General features: G+C 22.8%; 1 protein-coding gene. It reads right to left on the bottom strand.

All coding sequences use genetic code 11. The features are described 5' to 3' along the window. On the bottom strand, positions 1 to 400 hold a 400-nt coding region (locus KJQ99_RS09575; protein WP_214150694.1), incomplete at its 3' end, for a hypothetical protein. Positions 401 to 517: the final 117 nt, after the last annotated feature.

Raw genomic sequence — 517 nt, 5'->3', positions numbered from 1 at the left:
AAAATATACTTAAAAAATTATTTAATTTATATAATTGTTGTTTGCTTTGAATATTAAGGCAGGTTTTATAGATTTTAGCATTTTTTAAATATATTGTTTTTTCTTCTTCATTAAGCTCATCTCTTTGCCTACAACTATGATTAACAAAATGTATAAAATCCTTATGAAAATATAAAATATTAGGTTTTTTAAACTTATAATGCAAATATCTCTCATCAAAATATGCAGCAATAATAAATAAATTAATACTAGAAACCTTCATAGAAAAATTACCAATATACATAAAAACACAAAAGCAAATAAACAAAGCACTACAATGAACCAAGCTAGTAATATAAGCGTTTTTATCTTTTAAAGAAAATAAAGGCGTAAAATTACTAGAAGTTAAATATTCGCTCAAATTTTCTCCTTTTTTAAATTTGTTTCACAATGTAAAGATTCTAATTCAGTAAATGTATAAGGGTATGCCCTTGTGTAAAGATAATATGCGTTAGATACAATATTTGCAATACTATGT

The sequence above is a fragment of the Campylobacter sp. 2018MI13 genome, assembly GCF_018501135.1.
GTDB lineage: Bacteria > Campylobacterota > Campylobacteria > Campylobacterales > Campylobacteraceae > Campylobacter_E.
This window is presented reverse-complemented; position numbering and strand designations above follow the sequence as displayed.